General features: G+C 47.8%; 17 protein-coding genes and 3 tRNA genes. 15 read left to right on the forward strand and 5 right to left on the reverse strand.

The window, feature by feature from the left end:
- Window positions 1-6: 6 nt before the first annotated feature.
- Window positions 7-1,008: a phosphate/phosphite/phosphonate ABC transporter substrate-binding protein gene (gene phnD / locus Q1V74_RS08670; protein WP_300648171.1), complete on the reverse strand. Its 1,002-nt coding sequence runs from the start codon at window positions 1,006-1,008 to the stop codon at window positions 7-9.
- 169 nt (window positions 1,009-1,177) lie between these two features.
- Here phnD and miaB point away from each other — a divergent pair, with 169 nt between their 5' ends.
- The 10 genes from miaB to Q1V74_RS08720 all read left to right on the forward strand — a co-directional run bounded on the left by miaB (window position 1,178) and on the right by Q1V74_RS08720 (window position 9,307).
- Window positions 1,178-2,569: a tRNA (N6-isopentenyl adenosine(37)-C2)-methylthiotransferase MiaB gene (gene miaB / locus Q1V74_RS08675; RefSeq protein ID WP_300648173.1), complete on the forward strand. Its 1,392-nt coding sequence runs from the start codon at window positions 1,178-1,180 to the stop codon at window positions 2,567-2,569.
- Window positions 2,569-3,564, forward strand: coding sequence for a PhoH family protein (locus Q1V74_RS08680; RefSeq protein WP_300648175.1), 996 nt, complete (start codon window positions 2,569-2,571; stop codon window positions 3,562-3,564). Before miaB ends, Q1V74_RS08680 begins: the two co-directional genes overlap by 1 nt.
- A gap of 2 nt (window positions 3,565-3,566) precedes the next feature.
- Entirely contained in the window at window positions 3,567-4,046 is a 480-nt protein-coding gene (ybeY, locus tag Q1V74_RS08685) for an rRNA maturation RNase YbeY (protein WP_300648177.1), read from the forward strand.
- A gap of 66 nt (window positions 4,047-4,112) precedes the next feature.
- Window positions 4,113-4,985, forward strand: coding sequence for a transporter associated domain-containing protein (locus tag Q1V74_RS08690; protein ID WP_300648179.1), 873 nt, complete (start codon window positions 4,113-4,115; stop codon window positions 4,983-4,985).
- Between the two features lie 4 nt (window positions 4,986-4,989).
- Complete coding sequence (gene lnt, locus Q1V74_RS08695; RefSeq protein WP_300648181.1) at window positions 4,990-6,621, forward strand: apolipoprotein N-acyltransferase; 1,632 nt, start codon at window positions 4,990-4,992, stop codon at window positions 6,619-6,621.
- A 203-nt stretch (window positions 6,622-6,824) separates the two neighbouring features.
- Window positions 6,825-6,900, forward strand: a tRNA-Ala gene (locus Q1V74_RS08700).
- Window positions 6,901-6,991: 91 nt separating this feature from the next.
- Window positions 6,992-7,067 (forward strand) — tRNA-Glu (locus Q1V74_RS08705).
- A gap of 31 nt (window positions 7,068-7,098) precedes the next feature.
- Window positions 7,099-7,175: transfer RNA gene (locus tag Q1V74_RS08710), tRNA-Asp, on the forward strand.
- A 239-nt stretch (window positions 7,176-7,414) separates the two neighbouring features.
- Complete coding sequence (gene bioB, locus Q1V74_RS08715) at window positions 7,415-8,458, forward strand: biotin synthase BioB (RefSeq protein WP_300648183.1); 1,044 nt, start codon at window positions 7,415-7,417, stop codon at window positions 8,456-8,458.
- Window positions 8,459-9,307 carry an EamA/RhaT family transporter gene (locus Q1V74_RS08720; RefSeq protein ID WP_300648185.1) on the forward strand — a complete coding sequence of 283 codons (849 nt, stop codon included), beginning with the start codon at window positions 8,459-8,461 and terminating at the stop codon, window positions 9,305-9,307.
- Here the strand turns inward: Q1V74_RS08720 and Q1V74_RS08725 are convergent.
- A complete protein-coding gene (locus Q1V74_RS08725; protein ID WP_300648187.1) occupies window positions 9,304-10,635 on the reverse strand; it encodes an MFS transporter in 1,332 nt (443 codons plus the stop codon). The genes Q1V74_RS08720 and Q1V74_RS08725 overlap by 4 nt on opposite strands.
- 216 nt (window positions 10,636-10,851) lie before the next feature.
- Between Q1V74_RS08725 and moaC the strand changes: the two genes are divergently transcribed.
- Genes moaC through glp form a run of 5 tightly spaced genes read left to right on the forward strand, consistent with a single transcriptional unit; the run spans window position 10,852 to window position 13,811 of the window.
- On the forward strand, window positions 10,852-11,358 hold the full coding sequence (moaC, locus tag Q1V74_RS08730; RefSeq protein ID WP_300648189.1) for a cyclic pyranopterin monophosphate synthase MoaC: 507 nt from the start codon (window positions 10,852-10,854) through the stop codon (window positions 11,356-11,358).
- An 18-nt stretch (window positions 11,359-11,376) separates the two neighbouring features.
- A complete protein-coding gene (gene moaD / locus Q1V74_RS08735; RefSeq protein WP_300648199.1) occupies window positions 11,377-11,631 on the forward strand; it encodes a molybdopterin converting factor subunit 1 in 255 nt (84 codons plus the stop codon).
- Between the two features lie 4 nt (window positions 11,632-11,635).
- Window positions 11,636-12,100: a molybdenum cofactor biosynthesis protein MoaE gene (locus Q1V74_RS08740; RefSeq protein ID WP_300648191.1), complete on the forward strand. Its 465-nt coding sequence runs from the start codon at window positions 11,636-11,638 to the stop codon at window positions 12,098-12,100.
- Window positions 12,093-12,590, forward strand: a complete 498-nt coding sequence (gene moaB / locus Q1V74_RS08745) for a molybdenum cofactor biosynthesis protein B (RefSeq protein ID WP_260649324.1) — start codon at window positions 12,093-12,095, stop codon at window positions 12,588-12,590. The genes Q1V74_RS08740 and moaB overlap by 8 nt, the downstream gene beginning before the upstream one ends.
- A gap of 15 nt (window positions 12,591-12,605) precedes the next feature.
- Window positions 12,606-13,811, forward strand: coding sequence for a gephyrin-like molybdotransferase Glp (glp, locus tag Q1V74_RS08750; protein ID WP_300648193.1), 1,206 nt, complete (start codon window positions 12,606-12,608; stop codon window positions 13,809-13,811).
- An 8-nt stretch (window positions 13,812-13,819) separates the two neighbouring features.
- Here glp and mobA read toward each other — a convergent pair whose 3' ends face one another.
- The 3 genes from mobA to Q1V74_RS08765 all read right to left on the reverse strand — a co-directional run.
- Window positions 13,820-14,443, reverse strand: a complete 624-nt coding sequence (mobA, locus tag Q1V74_RS08755; RefSeq protein WP_260649326.1) for a molybdenum cofactor guanylyltransferase MobA — start codon at window positions 14,441-14,443, stop codon at window positions 13,820-13,822.
- The gene (moaA, locus tag Q1V74_RS08760; RefSeq protein WP_300648201.1) at window positions 14,443-15,510 is read right to left on the reverse strand and encodes a GTP 3',8-cyclase MoaA; all 1,068 of its coding nucleotides are present in this window, start codon (window positions 15,508-15,510) and stop codon (window positions 14,443-14,445) included. Before moaA ends, mobA begins: the two co-directional genes overlap by 1 nt.
- Window positions 15,511-15,551: 41 nt before the next feature.
- On the reverse strand, window positions 15,552-15,810 hold a 259-nt coding region (locus Q1V74_RS08765; protein ID WP_300648197.1), incomplete at its 5' end, for a substrate-binding domain-containing protein.

Raw genomic sequence — 15,810 nt, forward strand, 5'->3', positions numbered from 1 at the left:
TTTTCCCTATTGGCAGTGGTAACTGACGTTCATCGCCTTATCAATTTCTCTTACTACAGCCCAGTGTTCTTTATAAGTAATAGGGATAAAGCTTTCTTGCGCAGGCTGTGATTTACCGAATTCTTTTAATAGCGCCGTGCCCTCCCAATTAAAAGTAAAAAAAGCCTCTTTCACTTTTTCAGCTAGCTCTGGCTTCAGGTTATAAACATAGCCATAGCCTGTGGTCGGAAACGTTTGTGATTTATAAATACTACGCAGCTTTGTTGCGTCCACAACCTCACGTTGCAGCATACGATTTAAGACCGAGTTAGCCACCGCCGCCGCATCATAGTCCTTATTCGCAATCCCAATAATGGAGTTATCATGCTTGCCGGAAAACGCTGGCGTAAAGTCTCGCCCAGCTTCTAGCTGATACTGACTCGCCAAAATGGCCGAAGGCGCTTTATACCCCGAGTTTGAGGTCTGAGTAGTAAACGCTACGGTTTTACCTTTTAACTCTTCTACTTGCTGAATCGGGCTATCAGCAGGAACAATAATTTCCATTTCATAACCGTAGGCGCCCTGTTTATCAGCCATAATCGTAAAAGGAACAAAGCCAGCGCAGTTAACAGCAATCGGGTTACTACCGGTATTAAAACCCGCTACATGCAAACGTCCCGAGCGCATAGCCTCTATTTGAGCGGCATTAGACTGCACAGGAAAAAACTGTACCTTTTTCCCTGTTACTTTAGCCATATGTTGTAAAAACTCATCCCACACCCCCCGATATACCTCTGGATCTTCTACGGGGGTATACGCAAAAATCAATGTTTTGGGATCTACCCACTCCTTAGGATCTGTAGGAGCATCGGCGACCAAATCTCCATCGCGATCACAAAACCGCGTATCTAAATCACCAGCTAAACACTCTGGTGCTGCTTGAGTCATGGGCGCCACCATCATCATAGCTATTAGTGCAATAAAGCGTCGTTTCATCATCTCTGTCCAGTAGAAAATAGGAATCTTCATAGTGAATAGCGAATATGACAGCACCATGAAACAACTCATTACAAAGCACCATGCTGTTTTAAATCCACGCTCACCCTCTTTTTTTTATTGAAATCCAATTACATGGTTATAATTAGAGGTTTAATCTTATTTTTGCCCACGGGGTCAACACCCGCTACGGCTTATCATTATGCAAAAAGACCCATTACAAAATACCGTAACTACCACAGCATCACCCAAAAAACTCTTCATTCGCACTTTTGGCTGCCAAATGAATGAGTACGATTCGGATAAAATGGCAGATGTTCTCAATGAGCACGGCCCCATTGAGCTCACTACCAACCCTGACGAAGCCGATATTATTCTTTTTAATACCTGCTCCGTACGCGAAAAAGCACAAGAAAAAGTTTTTTCTGATTTAGGGCGTGTGCGCCATCTTAAACAGCAAAATCCCAATCTCATTATTGGTGTAGGTGGCTGTGTGGCCAGCCAAGAAGGCAAAACGATTATCGAGCGTGCGCCTTATGTAGATGTGGTCTTTGGCCCACAAACCTTGCATCGCTTACCCGAGCTCATTGTAGAGCGCAAAAAACGTGGGCGTGCCCAAGTCGATATCAGCTTTCCTGAAATTGAAAAATTCGACAACCTCCCCCCAGCACGCATCGAAGGGCCAACGGCCTTTGTCTCCATTATGGAAGGCTGTAGCAAATACTGCAGCTTCTGCGTCGTGCCCTACACACGTGGTGCCGAGATTTCCCGTCCTTTCGAGGATGTTCTCATCGAGGTCGCTGATTTGGCAGACCAAGGGGTAAAAGAGGTCACCCTTTTAGGTCAAAACGTAAACGCATACCGTGGTGCCTTGCCCGACTCCGAGGAGATCGCCGACTTTGCCATGCTCCTCGAGTATGTACACGAAATCCCTGGCATCGAGCGCATTCGCTACACCACCTCGCACCCCAAAGAGATGACATCGCGCCTCATCGAAGCACATGGCAAATTACCCAAACTGGTGCCGTTTTTACACTTGCCTGTGCAAGCAGGTAGTGACCGTGTACTCAGCGCCATGAAGCGTGGCTACACAGCACTAGAGTTTAAATCCATCGCTCGACGCCTGCGCGAGGCTCGCCCCGGGCTCACCCTCTCATCGGATTTCATTGTTGGCTTTCCTGGCGAAACTGAAGCCGATTTCGAAAAAACCATGCAGCTAATCCGCGACGTGGGCTTTGATACCTCGTTTTCTTTTGTGTATTCTCGTCGTCCCGGCACCCCTGCCGCAGATCTTGAGGACGATGTCACCAAAGAAGAAAAACTCAACCGTTTGCACCGTTTACAAGCCCTCATCAACGAGCAGGCTAACGCCATTGCCCAAAGCATGATTGGCACGGAACAAATGGTTCTGGTCGAGCGTCTTTCCCGTCGCGATGATTCCGAGATCATGGGGCGTACGGAGAATAACCGTATTGTTAACTTCCCAGGTCAGGCTCGCCTTATTGGTCAAATGGTAAAAGTTCGTATTACCGAAGCCATGACGAACACCTTGCGGGGCGAAATTGTCACCACCGAAAGCGTGAGCGGAGCCTAATGTCTAAATTAAAGCAAACGGTACACCTAGAGGGCGATAACACGCATTTAGCTAATTTCTGCGGGCCTCTTGATGAAAATCTACGACAAATCGCCGTGGCATATGATGTGCAGCTGCGTCGCCGCGGCGAACACGTCATCATCGAGGGAGACTTAGCCGAGCCCGCCGCGGATGCAATTCGCTGGTTCCATGACCGCTCGGTCCACAAAGCGCTCAGCTTAGACGATATCCAGTTAGGTTTAGTTGAGCTTAAAGCTCAGCATAAACCTAGCTCTACCGATCCTATTACCGACTTTAGCGAAGAATACGTTCCCGTTGCTCCCGTACTAAACGAAGGGGAGCTAAACCTACGCACACGGCGCCGTGATTTACGCCCGCGCACACCACGGCAAAGGGACTATTTAGCCCAAATTTTAAATCACGATATTACCTTTGGTGTTGGTCCAGCCGGTACGGGTAAGACCTTTTTGGCAGTGGCTTGTGCAATAGATGCCTTAGAACGCGAAGCCGTAGAGCGCATTGTACTCACCCGTCCCGCTGTAGAGGCCGGCGAACGTCTGGGCTTTTTACCAGGTGACTTATCACAAAAAGTCGACCCTTATTTGCGTCCGCTTTACGATGCCCTATATGATTTGATGGGCTTTGAAAAAGTACAACGCTTATTTGAAAAGCAAACCATCGAGATTGCTCCCCTTGCTTATATGCGCGGGCGCACTCTTAATCACTCCTTTATCATTTTGGATGAGGCACAAAACACCACACCCTCACAAATGAAGATGTTTCTCACGCGCACCGGCTTTGGTAGTAAAGCTGTCATCACCGGAGACCCATCTCAGGTAGACCTTCCCAAAGGGCAGTCCAGTGGTTTAATGCATGCTATCTCCATCCTAAAAGGGGTCAAAGGCATTGCGCTTAGCCAACTAACAAGCCAAGACGTGGTGCGCCATCCTTTGGTGGGACGCATCGTCGAAGCCTACGAGGCACATAACCAATAATCATGGTTGATATTGAACTTAACCTACAATTCCAAACCCCTCATCCGGAATTAACCGAGCCCTTGCTTTACCAGTGGGTACGCACCACGGTGCACGAGATCGCGGCAATTTATCAGGAAGCCAACCAGACCGTTCCTTTTCAAAAAATCGCATTAACGTTGCGTTTTTGCGATGAAACAGAAGGCCGAGCTTTAAACCAACAGTTTCGTCATAAAGACTATGCAACGAACGTGTTAACCTTTGAATATGGTATTGATGCAACGGGTACGCTCAGCAGCGATATTATTATTTGTATCCCAGTACTGATACAAGAAGCTAAAGAGCAAAAAAAACCCTTTTTACATCATGCTGCACACCTCTGTATCCATGGCGTACTTCATGCTTTAGGTTATGATCACCTGGATGACGAGGAGGCCGAAGAAATGGAATCCTTGGAAATCGATATCCTACATACTATGGATATTCCTAATCCTTACCACTAAAATTAAGCCCAACCCCTAACTCATTTTGGGTTATGCTTAATCATTATTAACTCCGTCCTTTAGGGCATGTCAGAATCTTTATCACCCGAACCCGAATCGCGTTCTAAAAAACGCCCCTCTGCTTTTAGTCGTTTTTTTAAACGTCGCGCTGAACCCGCTGATCGCGAAGATATTAAAGCAATTCTCGAGGCAGCGCTCGAGCGTCAAATTATCGATAATGAAGCCTACGCTATGATCGTAGGGGCTTTAGATGTGGCAAGCAAAACCGTATCCGATATTATGGTGCCACGCTCTAAAATCGATCTCATCGATGTCAACAAGCCCCTCGCCGAGCTTCTTCCTTTTATCGTCGAAACCGGTCGCTCACGTTTTCCTGTCTATGATGGCGATCGCGATAATATCGTCGGTATCTTACTCGCCAAAGACTTACTCCTTTCCATTGCTAACCCAAATATTGATTTACGCCCTTTAATTCGGCCTGCGGTCTTTATCCCAGAAACCAAAAAACTCAATGTGCTTTTACGCGAGTTTCGAAGTAGCCGTAATCATATTGCTATCGTCATTGATGAGCACGGGGGTACTGCTGGTTTAGTCACCATGGAAGACGTACTTGAGCAAATTGTTGGCGATATTGAAGACGAATACGATGAGGACGATGCGCAAACCATCTTCCAAGCCGGTAATAACAGTTGGCGAGTTATGGCAGTAACGGAAATCGGTGACTTTAACGAAGCCTTTGGTACGCATTTATCCGACGAAGATTATGACACCATTGGTGGTTGGCTCGCGGCCGAAATGGGACAAATCCCTAAGCGCGGGGACAGTACAGCTATCCAAGGCATCAAAATCACAGTTGTTCGCGCTGACCCCAAACGTGCGCTCTGGCTCCACGTACAGCGCGAAACCACCCCTCTTGTGTCGGACACCTCAACTGAGTAATGCTGTGACTGCACAACGTTCTGCTTTTTCCTATTTTCTACCCTTATTTGGGATTGGGGCTCTACATGCAATTAGCTTTGCTCCCGATCCACTCCCCCTGCACTTTTTACCCTTTGTGCAGCTCATCACCTTGGCTTGCTTGGCTTTTTACAGCTTTAAAGCCGCTCGAGCGAGCCAGTTTGTATGGGGGGCTTTTGGGTTTGGATTAGCGAATTTTGGGGTAGGCATCTACTGGCTACATATCAGCATGCACCAATATGGCGGCATGCCCTTTTTACTCGCCGCTATGGCTGTCGCGCTCTTTGCAGGACTAATGGCGCTTTATTATGTGGTGGCTATTGCCTTAGTTCGCTTTTTTATTCCTAATGCGCGCGGTGCTTGGCAACAACAACTTGCTGCCGCTGCCATTTGGGCCAGCGCGTGGACTCTATTAGAATGGGTGCGCGGTACTTTTTTAACAGGCTTTCCCTGGCTTAATATTGCCTATGCTCACGTGGACAGCATGTTCACTGGTTGGGCCACAGTCCTTGGGGCATATGGAGTCGCGTGGTGGGTGGCTTTTACCGCCGCGGTCATGGCTTTGTTTGCGCTCAATACACATAAGCATGCCCCTAAATCATATAGCTTCCCGCTTGGGCTCGCATTATTAGGCGCTTTGGCTGGTATTTTACTCGGTGGCATCCAATGGCATCAGCCGCATGGTGACCCTTTTTATGTCCGTCTTGCCCAGGGAAATATCGATCAGCAAATGAAATTTGACCCAGCTCACTTACAAGACGGGGTTAAACTTTACAAACAACTTGCTGCCGCCGCCCCAAAAGATCCAGAAGCCTCTCCCACACTGATTATTCTGCCCGAGACCATCATTCCTCTATTTCAACATCAATGGCAATTAGATTTTTGGCAGGAATGGATCGATATCGCCAAACAACAACAAGCTACAATTTTACTTGGGGCGCCGCTCTATGCCCAACAAGGGGAACGCGGCATCTATACCAATAGCGTGATTAGTATTGATCAAAACAGCAACCCAACGGCTATTCAACAGCTTCAGTTAGACTACCGCTATGACAAACACCATCTGGTTCCCTTTGGCGAGTTTATCCCCCCAGGCTTTCATTGGTTTTTAGAGTTATTGCATATTCCCCTGGGGGATTTTAACCGTGGCGCCACACGCCAAGCTAACTTGTCCCTTCACCAACAGCATATCGGACCAGACATTTGTTATGAGGATGTATTTGGCGAGGAAATCATTCAAAGCGTGCGTCCTCACGCCGATCATGGTGATGGAGCAACAATGCTTATCAACATCAGTAATTTAGCGTGGTTTGGAGATACATGGGCCTTGCGTCAGCATTTACAAATTGCACGCATGCGTAGTATAGAAACGGCTCGCCCAATGTTACGCGCCACCAACACAGGGGCAACGGCCGCCATTTTTCCTACCGGAGAGGTCCAAGCACTCTTACCTACCCATACCGTGGGTATTTTAGATGTAGAGGTCCAAGGCACCCAAGGTCTTACCCCCTATGTGCAATTAGGAAATTGGCCTATCGTCACCTGGTCTCTATTAGTACTACTCTTATTAGGACGGAAACTACGAGCCACTCATCCACACTCTCAGCACAACAATTAGGGCTTTACTTTTAATAAAACCATGCTATAATTATTTTTTTACGGCAAACCAAGCAAAAAGGCCATTGTTTTTAGCTTAGGTTTATGCTTAGTTGTCGTCTAACATAGTCTTTTTTAAATTAAAAAAAAAGACTTGCACAAAATAAAAATTTAGTGCATAATTATATTTCTTTGTTGCAGAGAGCTTAAAAGCTTAACGCATACGGGGGTATAGCTCAGCTGGGAGAGCGCTTGCATGGCATGCAAGAGGTCAGCGGTTCGATCCCGCTTACCTCCACCAAAACAAAGAAACAAAACAAAATTAGCTTGACAATTTTAAATTTAAGTCTTATAATTTTGTTTTATCGGTTAGCAAAAAGCTAACAGCTTAGGTCCCCATCGTCTAGAGGCCTAGGACATCGCCCTTTCACGGCGGCAACCGGGGTTCGAATCCCCGTGGGGACGCCAACACCTTAAGGTGTTGAGCACATAACTACTAGGAGTGGTAGTTCAGTTGGTTAGAATACCGGCCTGTCACGCCGGGGGTCGCGGGTTCGAGTCCCGTCCACTCCGCCAAGATACCAAAAGCCTTGTAAGATAATTCTTACAAGGCTTTTTTACTGCCTAAACAAAATCAAAACGTAACAAAAAGATTCTGCAAAATTCCCTATTTGCCCTTATTTTGCATTAACTTGCCGTCAAATACAGTTAACTCTCAAATAAATTATAAAAACCACTCGAATATTACATTTTGTAAATTTTGAACGTGACGCAAAACTCTCTATATTGTGCCCATCAATGATTAGGAGAGGCACATGACACATCAAAACACCACCACTTGGTCTGTTAAAGACATCATTCGCTTATATGAACTTCCATTAATGGATCTGTTATGGCAAGCACAACAAGTGCACCGGGAGCACCACGAAGCCAATGCCGTTCAGCTATCCAGCTTGCTTTCTATTAAAACAGGGGGCTGCCCTGAAGACTGTAGCTACTGCCCTCAATCGTCTAAATACAATACCGATGTAGAAAACGAGCGACTTTTAGATGTAGAAACAGTTGTGGCTGCAGCCAAACGTGCTCGTGATAGTGGTGCCCAACGTTTTTGCATGGGGGCAGCATGGCGCTCCCCTACCGAAAAACAAGTCGATCAAGTCATTGAGCTCGTTCAAGCAGTCAAAGCATTAGGAATGGAAACCTGCGTTACCTTAGGTATGCTCAAAGATGGTCAGGCCGAACGCCTTAAAGAAGCCGGCCTTGACTACTACAATCACAACCTCGATACCTCTGAAGATTTCTACAAAGAAATTATCAGCACGCGTACCTACCAAGACCGCATTGACACCCTCGATCGCGTGCAAAAAGCCGGATTAAAAAGCTGTGTAGGTGGCATTGTAGGTTTAGGAGAAAGTCGAGAGCAACGCGCTAAATTTATTGCCCAGCTCGCTAACCGCAACCCTTACCCCGAATCCGTACCCATTAACCAGCTCGTGCGTGTTCAAGGCACACCATTAGCAAATAACGAAGACTTGGACGAGTTTGAATTTGTACGTACGATTGCCATTGCTCGCATTACCATGCCCAAAGCCGCTGTACGCTTATCGGCAGGGCGTAGCAATATGAGCGATGCCACCCAAGCCCTCTGCTTTATGGCTGGCGCCAATTCCATTTTTTATGGCGATCAATTACTTACCACAGGCAACCCACAGTTTGTCGCGGACCAAAAGCTCTTTGAGCGCCTTGGCTTACACGCAGAAAAACGCAGCTACGCTATGGAAGACTGCCCAAGTAAACAAATCGATCCCAATGCCATCCGCCAATGTGGTCGAGCCCGCGCAGTAGCCGAGGCACTTTAAATGTTCACTTTAGTTGCAAGCATTAGCTGTAGTGTTGCTGTCTCCGTTTTGCTAAAAATAGCACGGAGCCGGCAGATTGATGTGGCCCAAGCCATTGCCTTTAATTATGTAATGGCGGTCACCTTAACTGTATTACTCCTGAATCCTGACCCCCAGGGCTTTATCCATAACCCCACCACCCCTTACTGGGTGGTTATTGCCTTAGGATTACTGCTTCCCAGTATATTCTTGGTTATGGCCAAAGCCGTTAAACATGCCGGCATTGTACTCAGTGATGCAGCACAGCGCTTATCTTTAATCATCCCACTGATTGCAGCGGTGCTGATTTTTGGTGAGTCATTACAAGGCTTTAAACTACTTGGCATATTGCTCGGGCTGGCAGCACTATGGTGCTTGACCTTAGGATCAAAGCAAGTCGATAGCTCGCCCCACCCCCACGCTATGCATTGGCTTTTAGGCGTTTGGGTAGGGTATGGGGTCATAGACGTGCTTTTTAAGCAGCTCGCTAAAAGTGGAGCAGCCTTTAGTAGTAGTTTGTTGATTACCTTTAGCTTAGCCGGTGTTTTGCTCTTTATTTGGCTACTAAGCCAAAAAGTAACGTGGCGTCTACGCAATCTCTATGCAGGCTTATTATTAGGCTTGTTGAATTTTGGCAATATTTATTTCTATATTCGGGCTCATCAGCAGTTCCCCGATAACCCCACTCTGGTTTTCTCGGCCATGAACATTGGGGTTATCTGTGTGGGAACGGTGATCGGTGCGATTGCTTTTAAAGAAAAGTTAAGTCGCAGTAGCCTACTGGGTATTGGTCTTGCCATCTGCGCCATTATAGCGCTAGTGCCTCGTTAATTTCCCATTGACGCTGGGCTCCCCTTTACACTCGGGTCTGTGGCCTCAGCCACAGGCTCACTCTCTTCTTCGATGACCGGATCATGCGAAATATCACTCGTAATATCCACGCGTGGGTCTAATGCCGCTGCCGCCGCAGAAGGCACACTGGCCATGGGCACAAACTCGGTGGGCGCATCCTGACTTAAGTGATCGCCCGTTACTTTTTGTGGACGAATCAATCCAACTAAAAGAGCACCACAGGCCGCCACAAAAATAAAATAGAAATGGCTACCCCATCTGTCCATTAAAATCCCAACCAACAGCGGCCCTACACATGCCCCAACCCCATACACCATATATAAAATAGCGCTTAGCCCCACACGACGGTCAGGGTCTACGTTATCATTGGCAAAAGCGGCACCTAATGGGTAAAGCGTAAACTGCAACACCCCAAAAGCGGCAGAAAAAATTAACAACCACGTATAGGAAAAACTTAGCCAACCAACTAAAGGCAAAGCCAGTAAAAACAAACAGAGTGCGTTGATCCGAATGGTCAACACCCGACCTAAGCGGTCAGCAAGCCAACCGATAGGCCACTGAGCCAACACCCCCGCAGCAACCGATACCGCCACAAAAACCGCCACTTGCTCACTGTTTAAATCGGCACGCAAACCATAAACCGGAGCCAGTGCATAAAAAGCTCCTGTCACCATCCCCGCAATCAATAGCACAATAATCGATAACGGGACGCGCTCCACATAATATTTGGCGTTAATGGGTGCTGGCACTTGTAAAGCCGGGTGCAAACGACGCGTCAATGCCACCGGCACCAAACTCATCACAGAACAAATTGCCACAAAAACCAACGGCTCATAATTCATTTGTGGAAAATAGGTTAAAACAATTTGCCCTAATACCGTACCTAAACTGGTCATTACCATATAAAAAGCAAAAACCGTCCCACGTTGCTCGTTTTCTGTTTGCTCATTGAGCCAACTTTCCAAGCCCATAAACTGCGTCACCATGGCGGCACCGGCAAAAAAACGCAGCACTAACCAGATCCACAGATTATCGACAAGAATTTGAATTAAAACCGCTGCCGTCACAAACGCCGCACTGGCGGCATAAGCCCGTATATGCCCAATACCTAAAATGAGCTTATGACCTACCCGCGCCCCTACGACTAGACCTAAATAAAATATGGCTAATAATGCTCCCACCCAAATTTCTGATACGGAAAGCTGCGTTAAACGCACCCCCATATAGGTATTAAACAAACCTGAACCAGTCAGTAGCACTAGGGCTGCCAAATACAAAGAGAAAAAAGCACCGATCGTATTAAACATGGAAATAAAAAAGCAGCGGGTTAAAAAATACGCCTAAGCCAATCGGCCTAAGCAATGATTCATTGTAGGCAAAAGGTACAGCTCTCGGGAAAAATTTGTCTATTTTTCAATCTTTTACTTCAATTGGGTTTTTGCAACGATTTTCAGCAAGCTGGCTATAATAGAGTCCTACTCTTTAACCCTGCGAGCTTAGCTCGTTTCAACAATGAGAAACCTATGGGTTTTACACATCCCGACTCAGATCTTAGCTTGACGCATTTGGACGCCAGCGGCCAGGTTCGCATGGTGGATGTCAGCCACAAAAATCGCAGCGCCCGTGAAGCCATTGCTGCTAGCACCGTACGGTTAAGTACCGACGCCTTTGCCTTATTAACAGCTCAAGCCAATGCCAAAGGCGAAGTCTTAAATACCGCTCGCATTGCGGGGATTCAAGCCGCCAAACGCTGTGCAGAGCTAATCCCCCTATGCCATACACTTGCCTTGGACTTTGTTGGCATTGATTTTGAATTAGATAGCCAACAACACCTGGTACATATCCAAGCCACCTGTCGCTGCTCCTATACGACTGGCGTAGAAATGGAGGCCATGACCGCAGCTAGTGTGGCGGCGCTCACTATTTACGATATGTGCAAAGCTGCCGACAAAGGCATTGTGATTGAAAATACACGCTTGCTACGCAAATCAGGTGGCAAATCCGGCGTGTGGCAAGCCACTGAGCGTTGATTGTTTTTTACCTCAAGGATACGTATGTCCAGCATTACTGTTTTGTATTTTGCCCAAGTCGCTGAGCTGACGCAGCAGCGTCAAGAAAGCTGGGAAATAGCCGCCCCTACATCAGTCAGTACTTGGCTAACACAACTGGTAGAACGCTACCCCGCCCTAGCGCCCATGCAGGAACGGCTTAAGGTCGCCGTTAACCAGTATCACGTTAACCACGACGCCATCATCACACCAGGAGACGAAGTCGCGGTTTTTGAGCCAGTCACAGGGGGGTAAGAATATGGTAACGGTCCAAGAACATGACTTTAAGGTCAGCGATCTCATCGAGCGCTTACATCAAAAGCACGCCGGACAAAATGGCGCGCTATTAAGTTTCATTGGCTATGTACGCGATTTTAACCCCGATTCCCCCACCGAAACGTTATTTTTAGAACACTACCCTGGTATGTGTGAGCGCGAAATCACAGATATCTGTGAATACGCTAAACAACGTTGGGATATTTTAGACTACTGTGTGGTGCATCGCGTAGGCGAACTACACCTAGGCGAACAAATTGTCTTTGTAGGGGTATGCAGTATCCACCGAGGCGATGCTTTTGCTGCGGGTGAATACATTATCGATGCCCTCAAAACGCGCGCCCCTTTTTGGAAACGCGAAACTTTACAATCCGGTGAAAAATTCTGGGTACAGCAACGTGACAGTGATGTAACCAAAACAGCACAATGGGAGCAACAACATGACTAGTTTACACTGTGCGGTGTTAACGGTATCCAACACCCGTACAGCCGCTAATGATACATCTGGTGATTATTTGGTTGATCAACTACAACGAGCCGGCCACAAATGCATTGAACGCGCTATTTGCCCCACCAATATTTACGAATTGCGCAAAATCATTAGTCAATGGATTGCTGACCCAAACATCCACGTTATCCTAACTAACGGGGGGACTGGCTTTGGTCCACAAAAAAACACCATTGCGGCCATTGAGCCCCTATTAGACCAAACTGTAACGGGTTTTGGTGAATTATTCCGCCAGCTCTCCTATCAAGACATTGGTAGCTCTGCCATCCAATCCAATGCGCTCGCAGGCTTAGCCAACCAGACCATTATTTTCAGTATTCCTGGTTCGACCAACGCTTGTCGCTTGGCTTGGACGCGCATTATCCGGGAGCAGCTCAATAGCCAGCACAAACCCTGCAATTTTGCTGATCACTGCGCCACTAAATCCTAAACTCTACGAGGCATTATGTTAGATTTCGATACCGCTCAAGATCGTCTTATTCAAGCCGCAGTCCGTCCCACTCGCACGGAACGCGTTCCTATTGCGGATGCCGTTGGGCGCGTCGTCGCCACGAATGTCCTAGCGGCTATCGATATTCCCCCTGCAGACAACAGCGCCATGGATGGTTATGCGGTACGTATAGCCGATGTCACACCCGAGCAAGCATTACCCATTCAACAACGCTGCTATGCGGGGGATGTCCCCCAAGCGCTTAAACCTGGCCATGCGATCCGCTTATTCACGGGTAGTCTTATGCCAGCGGGAGCAGATACGGTTATTATTCAAGAAAACTGCAGTGAACAAGATGATCAAGTCACTATCCACCAGCTCCCTAAAGCCGGCGCCAATGTCCGCTACCAAGGTGAGGACATGGGCAAAGATAAAACCATTATCCTTAAAGGCAAGCGCCTAAGCAGCGGTCATGTGGCCATGCTTGCTTCGCAGGGCATCACGCATATTGACGTTTATCCTGTTCCCAAAATCGGTATTCTCACAACAGGCGATGAGCTCGCGCAACTTGGGCAGCCTTTACAAGAGGGGCAGATTTATAACTCTAACGCTCCCATGCTAGCAGTACTCATACAGCAACTCAAAGCGCAAGTCCATTTGACACTGCATGCTAAAGACACGCTAGAGGATATTCAACAAGCGCTCAGCACATTGTGCGAGAGCTGCGATTTGGTCTTAACTGTAGGCGGGGTTTCTGTGGGAGATAAAGACTTGGTGAAACCCGCCATTGAAGGCTTAGGCGGCGAAATGCAGCTTTGGAAAGTACGGATGAAACCCGGCAAACCGGTAGCTTTAGCGCATCTGCGTAACACGCCTATTGTCGGTCTGCCGGGGAACCCGGTTTCCGCTTATGCCGTGTTTACCTTAATGGTCTCACCTATGATCCGCGTTCTCCAAGGTCGCCGGCATGCTTTACCTCGGGTCTTTTATGGCAAGCTCGATAGCACCAAAACCTTCAAAGGCTCACGCGAAGAGTTTATTCGGGTACAGGTGCGCCCAGATGCAGATGGCTTTATGTATCTAACTCCACATGCCCAACAAGGCTCAGCGATCATTAGCTCTTTGGCTTGGGCCACCGGTTTAGCGCGTATTCCCGCCCACACCGAAATCAAAAATGGCGATACCATCGCTTATTATGATTTTAAACACTGGGGATTTTAATCGCCTGATCACAACCTCGATGAAAACGCCTGCTGGCGGGCGTTTTCAAGGTCTTCCGGGGTATTAAGATTCAAAAACACAGTAGCATCAAACTGATGCATATCTACGGCTACCGCTTCTTGCTGTTGGAGCCAACCAAAAACACGACGTTGCCCCTGTTGTAAATACGTAGCCAAATGCGGCGCGCACGAGCGATGCAACAACAAACACAATGGGTGGTCACGCTCATGGCGCGCAAAAAAAGCGCGCTGTAATGGGTAACGCGAGCGCGTTTGCCAAAACCGTTGTACCACCGAAAATGGTACAAATGGGGTGTCGACCGGTAACACCATCAACCAGTCCGTGGTACAAGCAGATAAAAGCGCATATAGCCCGGCTAAGGGGCCCTGGTAACCTGAAAAAATGGTTGGATCTTGCACGACTTGCCCATAATGCGCATAGCACTGCAAGTAGCGATTCGCGCTAATCAATAAAGGCTGCTGTTGGCTCAACGGCGCTAAGGTAGCGGCGACCCAAGCCACTAAAGGTTTACCATGCAAGTCCACTAAACCTTTATCGATATTTTTTCCTAAGGGCTGCAAACGGCGTGCCATACCCCCCGTCAATATCGCCCCAGTGAGATGGTGTTGCATTAACCGCCTATATAACTCATTTCAATTTTATGCATAGGCGCCAGACCTTGTCCTCGTAGCTCTGAGTAACGGTCATGACGGCCACGCCATACCTCCATCATAAAAGCTGCGACCTCTGCATCCGAGGCTGACTGACGCAATAACTGGCGTACATCATAACCACGACTAGCAAAAAGACAAAGGAAAAACTGCCCCTCTGGGGATAAGCGCAAGCGCGTACAATCCCCACAGAATGGATTGGATACGCTGGTAATAATACCGATTTCCCCACTGCCATCCACATAACGATACCGATCCGCCACCTCGCCATAATAGGTGGCTTGCACCGGCTCCAGCTCGAACTCAGAGGCCAAAGTTTGGATAATCTGGGCTCCCGTCACAACCTCGGACATTTCCCAGCCATTCGTATTTCCTACATCCATGTATTCGATAAAACGAAGCGCATGGCCTCGGCCCTTAAAGTAACGCGCCATAGGTAATATTTGGTCATCATTGATGCCTTTACGTACAACCATATTCACCTTGACCGGAGCCAGCCCCACCTCTGCCGCTTTTTCTATACCAGCCAATACTCGCTCTACCGCTACCTGACTATCACTGAGCTGAGTGAAGCGCGCGCTATCTAAAGCGTCCAAGCTAACCGTTACTCTATGTAGACCGGCCTCTTTTAATGCGGCTGCCTTTTGTGCCAGCAACGTTGCATTCGTTGTCATCGCTAGCTCTATCGGATGCCCCTCTGGAGTACGCAATGCCGCTAACATCGCTACCAGCTTTTCTACATGTTTTCTTAAAAGAGGCTCGCCCCCTGTTAAGCGTATTTTTTGTACCCCCATTTGAACCGCTATTGCCGCTACCCGCGTGATTTCTTCAAAGCTCAAAAGCTCGGGTTGCGGCAAAAAAGCATGATCAGCACCGAACACCTCGCGCGGCATACAGTATGTACAGCGAAAGTTACAGCGGTCTGTAATAGAAATACGTAAGTCTCGTAATGGTCGTTGGCGCTGATCGAAAACCCCGCCCTCGCCCTGAGACGGAATCACCGTAGGGTGTGACGGGTTTGCCTTCATGGACAAAGTAGTAGGGGCAGAGGAGTGCGTCATAAAATGGATTAAAGCGATACGGATAAATCTTGCTGTAGTAGCTGCTCTAAAGTGTAAATCGTTCCCATGTGCTCAGACTCATAACCAGCAAGCTGTTGCATATAGTGTTTATAGTCAGGGCTACGTAGCACGGAAAGAAAAGACTGTATGATGGCACTATTAACCATGTCTTGGTGAAAAGCAAAGAAATACCGCTCTTGCTCTAGGGAAATAAACTCAAGACCACAACGCCTGGCTGCCGTCTCAATACCAAACCCCACATCAGCC

The sequence above is a fragment of the Paenalcaligenes sp. genome (assembly GCF_030152715.1).
Lineage (GTDB): Bacteria > Pseudomonadota > Gammaproteobacteria > Burkholderiales > Burkholderiaceae_B > Paenalcaligenes > Paenalcaligenes hermetiae.

What these genes read in the sequence shown, in the direction of transcription:
- Q1V74_RS08725 (WP_300648187.1), bottom strand. Translation starts at nt 10,635, where the DNA reads ATGTTTAATACGATCGGTGCTTTTTTCTCTTTGTATTTGGCAGCCCTA.
- moaA (WP_300648201.1), bottom strand. Translation starts at nt 15,510, where the DNA reads ATGAAGGCAAACCCGTCACACCCTACGGTGATTCCGTCTCAGGGCGAG.
- bioB (WP_300648183.1), top strand. Translation starts at nt 7,415, where the DNA reads ATGACACATCAAAACACCACCACTTGGTCTGTTAAAGACATCATTCGC.
- Q1V74_RS08680 (WP_300648175.1), top strand. Translation starts at nt 2,569, where the DNA reads ATGTCTAAATTAAAGCAAACGGTACACCTAGAGGGCGATAACACGCAT.
- moaB (WP_260649324.1), top strand. Translation starts at nt 12,093, where the DNA reads ATGACTAGTTTACACTGTGCGGTGTTAACGGTATCCAACACCCGTACA.
- Q1V74_RS08740 (WP_300648191.1), top strand. Translation starts at nt 11,636, where the DNA reads ATGGTAACGGTCCAAGAACATGACTTTAAGGTCAGCGATCTCATCGAG.
- mobA (WP_260649326.1), bottom strand. Translation starts at nt 14,443, where the DNA reads ATGCAACACCATCTCACTGGGGCGATATTGACGGGGGGTATGGCACGC.
- Q1V74_RS08690 (WP_300648179.1), top strand. Translation starts at nt 4,113, where the DNA reads ATGTCAGAATCTTTATCACCCGAACCCGAATCGCGTTCTAAAAAACGC.
- phnD (WP_300648171.1), bottom strand. Translation starts at nt 1,008, where the DNA reads ATGAAGATTCCTATTTTCTACTGGACAGAGATGATGAAACGACGCTTT.
- miaB (WP_300648173.1), top strand. Translation starts at nt 1,178, where the DNA reads ATGCAAAAAGACCCATTACAAAATACCGTAACTACCACAGCATCACCC.
- ybeY (WP_300648177.1), top strand. Translation starts at nt 3,567, where the DNA reads ATGGTTGATATTGAACTTAACCTACAATTCCAAACCCCTCATCCGGAA.
- glp (WP_300648193.1), top strand. Translation starts at nt 12,606, where the DNA reads ATGTTAGATTTCGATACCGCTCAAGATCGTCTTATTCAAGCCGCAGTC.
- moaC (WP_300648189.1), top strand. Translation starts at nt 10,852, where the DNA reads ATGGGTTTTACACATCCCGACTCAGATCTTAGCTTGACGCATTTGGAC.
- Q1V74_RS08720 (WP_300648185.1), top strand. Translation starts at nt 8,459, where the DNA reads ATGTTCACTTTAGTTGCAAGCATTAGCTGTAGTGTTGCTGTCTCCGTT.